The organism is Myxococcus sp. CA039A (assembly GCF_013336645.1).
GTDB classification, from domain to species: Bacteria; Myxococcota; Myxococcia; order Myxococcales; family Myxococcaceae; genus Myxococcus; species Myxococcus llanfairpwllgwyngyllgogerychwyrndrobwllllantysiliogogogochensis.
The window spans coordinates 1-4,942 of sequence record NZ_JABUMQ010000516.1 but is presented as its reverse complement, the minus strand read 5'-3'; the positions used below and the strand labels follow the sequence as shown (position 1 = coordinate 4,942).

The 4,942-nt window shown below is 69.6% G+C and carries 5 protein-coding genes; 4 read left to right on the top strand and 1 reads right to left on the bottom strand.

Annotated features, from left to right (window positions below):
- Positions 1-223 precede the first annotated feature (223 nt).
- Together HR086_RS44730 and HR086_RS44725 are read left to right on the top strand one after the other, a co-directional pair.
- A complete protein-coding gene (locus HR086_RS44730; RefSeq protein WP_141644119.1) occupies positions 224-1,270 on the top strand; it encodes an asparaginase in 1,047 nt (348 codons plus the stop codon).
- Between the two features lie 85 nt (positions 1,271-1,355).
- On the top strand, positions 1,356-2,267 hold the full coding sequence (locus tag HR086_RS44725) for a GGDEF domain-containing protein (RefSeq protein ID WP_141644120.1): 912 nt from the start codon (positions 1,356-1,358) through the stop codon (positions 2,265-2,267).
- Between the two features lie 7 nt (positions 2,268-2,274).
- Here the strand turns inward: HR086_RS44725 and HR086_RS44720 are convergent, their stop codons facing one another.
- The gene (locus HR086_RS44720; RefSeq protein WP_174468705.1) at positions 2,275-3,885 is read right to left on the bottom strand and encodes a HEAT repeat domain-containing protein; all 1,611 of its coding nucleotides are present in this window, start codon (positions 3,883-3,885) and stop codon (positions 2,275-2,277) included.
- A 111-nt stretch (positions 3,886-3,996) separates the two neighbouring features.
- On the opposite strand from HR086_RS44720, the gene rpsU reads away from it, so the two are divergent.
- Together rpsU and HR086_RS44710 are read left to right on the top strand one after the other, a co-directional pair.
- The gene (rpsU, locus tag HR086_RS44715) at positions 3,997-4,191 is read left to right on the top strand and encodes a 30S ribosomal protein S21 (RefSeq protein WP_002614080.1); all 195 of its coding nucleotides are present in this window, start codon (positions 3,997-3,999) and stop codon (positions 4,189-4,191) included.
- A 101-nt stretch (positions 4,192-4,292) separates the two neighbouring features.
- Positions 4,293-4,751: a GatB/YqeY domain-containing protein gene (locus HR086_RS44710; protein ID WP_141644121.1), complete on the top strand. Its 459-nt coding sequence runs from the start codon at positions 4,293-4,295 to the stop codon at positions 4,749-4,751.
- Positions 4,752-4,942: the final 191 nt, after the last annotated feature.

The window sequence follows — 4,942 nt, the reverse complement described above, 5'->3', positions numbered from 1 at the left end:
GTCGCGGCGGGAGCCGGAGCGGCGGCCGGGGCGGCGGCCGGGGCCGGGTTCGAGGCGGGCGCGGAGCCCTCCGGGTTCTTGCAGCCCGAGCTGGTCAGCGCCACGGCGGCCAGCAGGGGAATGACACGCTTCCAGCAGGAGAGGAGCACGCGGCGGGTCTTAGCCACGCTCGCGGGGCTTGTAAAGCAACGCAAGCCTTGGCAGGGAAGCACCCTTGCCCATCATGCCCAGAGTCCTGCTCCTGCATACCGGTGGCACGCTGGGGATGGCCGGAGGTCGGCCATCCGCCCTGCGCCCCGCTGCCTTCTTCAAGACGCTCAAGGCCCGCGTCCCGGAGCTCTTCCAGCTCGCGGACATCGAGCTGCAGCTGATCAGCAACGTGGACAGCTCGGAGATGCAGCCGGAGCTGTGGCAGCGCATGGCCACCCACCTGCACCAGCAGCTCAAGGACTTCGACGGGGCCGTGGTGACCCATGGCACGGACACGCTCGCCTACACGGCCAGCGCGCTGTCCTTCATGTTGCGCAACCCGCCCTGCCCCGTGGTGCTGACGGGCTCCCAGCGGCCGTTGGGGGAGGTCCGCTCGGATGCGCGGCTCAACCTCATCGACGCGGTGTTGTCCGCGCTGCAGGGGCCGCGCGAGGTCACCATCTGCTTCGACTCGCACCTCTACCGGGGCAACCGCACGCGCAAGGTGAAGGTGTCCGAGTACGACGCCTTCGAGAGCCCGAACTGCCCCGTGCTGGGCACCCTGGGCGTGGACGCGACGTTCGAGCCGGGACTTCGGTCGAAGGGCCCCTTCCGCCTGTACGAGAAGCTGGATCCGCGCGTCTTCCTCTTGAAGGTCTACCCCGGGCTGGACCCCGCCCTGCCCCTGCAGTTGCTGCCGCATGTCCGGGGACTCGTCCTGGAGGCGTACGGAGCCGGCAACTTCCCCATCGACCCGGCCCTCGGGCGCTCGCTCCTGCCCCTGTTCACCCAGGCCCGGGAGCGCGGCGTGCCCGTCGTGGTGGTGAGTCAGGCCCACCGCAACGGCGTGGATCTCAGTCTCTACGAATCTGGAGCGGCGGCCCTGGCCCAGGGGGCCGTGGGCGGCGCGGACCTGACGCCCTCGGCGGCGCTGGTGAAGCTGATGCAGGGACTGGCCTATCACCCCCGCTCTCCGGAGGCGCTCGCGCGCTTCATCCAGACACCGGTGGCCGGGGAGCTGACCGTCGGACGCAAGACAGTGGAACCCCCGGGTCGCCGGAGCCACAAACCAACGCGGTGAGTCCAATCCTGGCGAGGGTTGCCGGCAAGGAAGCCGGCAGCATGCTTGCCGCCATGAAAAAACGGCCCGTAAGATGGGTGGCGCGATGTCCGAGGAGAAAACTTCCGTCCATTCCATTTCGGACCTGCTGGGCAACGGCCAGCGGCAGAGCGCTTATCTGATCGTCATCAGCGCCAAGTCCGCGGCGGGCATCGGCCGGATGTTCAAGCTGGACCGCTCCGAGGTGGTGCTGGGGCGCAGCTCCGAGGCGCAGTTCCAGGTGGAGGACGACGGAATCTCGCGCAAGCACGCCAAGGTGGTGGCGCTGGGCGACGGGCGCTTCCAGGTGGTGGACCTGGCGAGCACCAACGGCACGTACCTCAACGGCCTGAAGGTCAACGCCGCGCCGCTCTACGACGGCGACAAGATCCAGATTGGCTCCAACACCGTCCTCAAGTTCTCCATCCAGGACGAACTGGAGGAGCAGTACCAGCGCAGCATCTACGAGTCGGCGACGCGCGACGGCCTCACCCGCGTCTACAACAAGAAGTACTTCCTGGAGACGGTGCGCAAGGAGTTCAGCTACTGCCTGCGCCACCGGGTGAACCTGTCGCTGGTGCTGTTCGACGTGGACCACTTCAAGAAGATCAACGACGCGTACGGGCACCCGGCGGGTGACTACGTGCTGACGCGCATCGCCCAGCGGGTCAGCGACACCGTGCGCACCGAGGACCTGCTGGCGCGCTACGGCGGCGAGGAGTTCGCGCTGATGCTGCGCGAGTCCGCCGAGGACCAGGCCCTCGCCTGCGCCGAGCGTTGCCGGTACGCGGTGGACAAGGCGGACTTCGTCTTCGGCGGCACGCCCATCAAGGTGACCATCAGCCTGGGCGTGGCGACGTTGCTGGACTCGGACTTCTCCCAGCCCGAGGACCTCATCGCCGCGGCGGACAAGTACCTCTACCGGGCCAAGCGCGCGGGTCGGAACCGCTCGGACGCCAAGGCCATCAGCGGCCCCTGAGTTCGGCTCAGGGCCCGAAGCCCAGCCGCCGCAATCCCTCGCGCGACACGTGCTGGACGTGGGTGTCCCCGTCCCGGGCCACGGCGTCGGACAGCGCGGCGGCGGCATGCGGCCCGCCCAGTCGGCCCAGCGCGAGCGCGGCGGCCACCCGGACATCCGGCACCGGGTCCTCGCGCAGGCAGGACGCCAGCACCTTCACGTGGACGGCGCGGCCAATGGCCTCCAGCGCCCGGGCGGCGGCGGCGCGCACCACCGGGTGCTCCGAGCCCAGCAGCTCCGCGGCCGCGTCCCCCCGTGTCGACTGGCGCTGCCCCGCGACCACCGCCAGCGCGGCGGCCACCACCTCCGGCGCGTCGTCCTCCAGCGCCCGCGTGGTGGCATCCATCACCTCGGGTCTCCGGACGGACATCGAGCCCAGCACGCGCACCGCCCCGGCCCGAATCACGGGCTGCGAGTCGCGCAGATAGGGCGAAAGCGTCTCCACCCGCTCGTTCTCGCTCTCGCGACAGTCCGCCAGTGACGCCAGCGCCTGGCCCCGCAGCTCCGCGGGCATCCTCGGGTTGCCCGCCACATCCAGGAAGAAGCCCGCGCAGCCCTTCTCCCGCACCATGGCCTCCAGCCACGGCCGGGACACGGCGGCGTCGCGCCCCTCCACCCGGCGCTCGGCGGCCACGCGCAGCGACGTGCCCTCCGCTTCCGCCATCTTCCGCGCCGCGGAGCCACGCACCTTGGGGTCCGCATCCTCCAGCGCGCGCTCCATCTCCCTGCGGGCCAGCGGTCCATAGACGCCCAACGCCAGCACCGCCGAATCCCGGCGACGGGGCTCGGGCGCCGTCAGCTCCGGCTGAAGCTCCTCCAACTCCCGCGAGTACACGGCGAAGAGTCGGTTCACGAGCACCGCGTCCGCGGGCTTCGCCTCCTCCAGCAAGAGGCGCCCCACCGAGGTGCGCTGTCGCAGCGCCACGGACTTCAACGCGCTGGCGCCAATGACATCCGTGCTCTCCGGCCTGGAGGCCGTGGCATCGAGCAACAGCCGCGCTGGCTTGCGCCCCATGAACGTCCCCAGGTGGGCGAGCGCCGACCCTCGCGCGCGCGGGTCCTCCGAGTACAACTCCACCTCCAGCGCCTGCCGGATGGCCTCACGGCGAGCCCATACCCGGGCCGCCGCCTCGGGCCCCCGCGCTCCGGCCTCTCGAAGGAACGTCGCCGAGGATTGATCCGCCTCCGCGGCCGCGCGTGCCGCCGTGAGACACGCCTGCAGATCCGCCGACGTGGGCGTGCTGGCCACCCACTCCGCGAGCACGCGGCGCTCGGGAATCCCCTTCCCCTTCGCCTCGGCCCGCACCGAGGCCCACCGCACCCGCCAGTCCTCGTCCTTGCGGGAAGACGCGAGCGCGTCGCGGGGAGTCGGCCGGACCGTGCCCAGGGACGCCACCCAGGAGTCGACCCGTCCCCCGGACAGGCAGGAGCCACACACGCGGCCCCGGAGGGCCCGGTCCGCCACGTGCCGTTGGCAGGAGTTCCAGCAGTCGGTCGTCCCGGTGCCGCCACGCTGACCGGTCGCCAGCAGTACCATCAGGATGAGGGCAGGGCTCACGCAGCGGACAGTGTAGTGCATCCGCCCCCGGGTTTTCCCTCCTGCGTCCTTGCGTTTTACCTCCCGCTAGGACATACCCGCTCCCCTTTTGAAGTACACACACATTGACGCATGGCGGAAGGAGGTGAACTCATGCCCGGTATCCGAGTGAAAGAAGGAGAATCCATTGAGAGCGCCCTCAAGCGCTTCAAGAAGGCCACTGAAAAGGCCGGAATCCTTTCCGAGATCCGCAAGCGCGAGCACTACGAGAAGCCTTCCGTGAAGCGGAAGAAGAAGGCCCTCGCCGCCAAGAAGCGCGCGGTGAAGAAGGCCCGCAAGTCGTTCTAGTTGCGAGGCCGGCGTGAGAGCCGGGGCGCCCCCGAGCAGTCAGGTGCCCTGGCTCCCGTCGTCCAGTCCCCCCGAACCACAACCCCAGCGGAGTCGCATATATGGCAACCCTCAAGGAACGGCTCGACGCGGACCTGAAGGACTCGATGCGGGCCAAGACCGAGACGCGCACCACCGTCATTCGGGCCATCAAGAGCGCCATCAAGTACAAGGAAGTGGAGCCCGGCGCCTCCGCCCTCGATGACGCGGGTGTACTGACAGTTGTCGCCGGCCTCATCAAGAAGGGTCGCGACTCCGTGGAGCAGTTCAAGGCCGGCAACCGGCCGGAGATGGCGGAGAAGGAAGAGGCCGAAATCGCCATCCTCCAGAGCTACCTCCCCCAGCAGCTCACCCCCGACGAGCTGGCCGCCGCCGTCCAGGCCTCCATCGCCGAGGTGGGCGCCACGAGCTCCAAGGACATGGGCCTGGTGATGAAGAACCTCACCCCCAAGATCCAGGGCAAGGCCGAGGGCCGAGCCATCTCCGAGGCCGTGAAGGCCCAGCTGGCGAAGCTCTCCTGAAGCCGTCTCCCACCCGTTCGGGGTCGCTCGCTTGCTCCCGCGGCCCCTCGGGTGGATGGGATTGGGGTGAGCGGAAACTTGCTCCCCCGTCTCCCCGTCATTAAGTGCCAGGGCCAGTCCGTCGCGCGCGCCCCACCCCTTCCAGGGAGGCGCCGTCCGGGCCGTAGGAGCCCTGTCTCTTATAAACATCT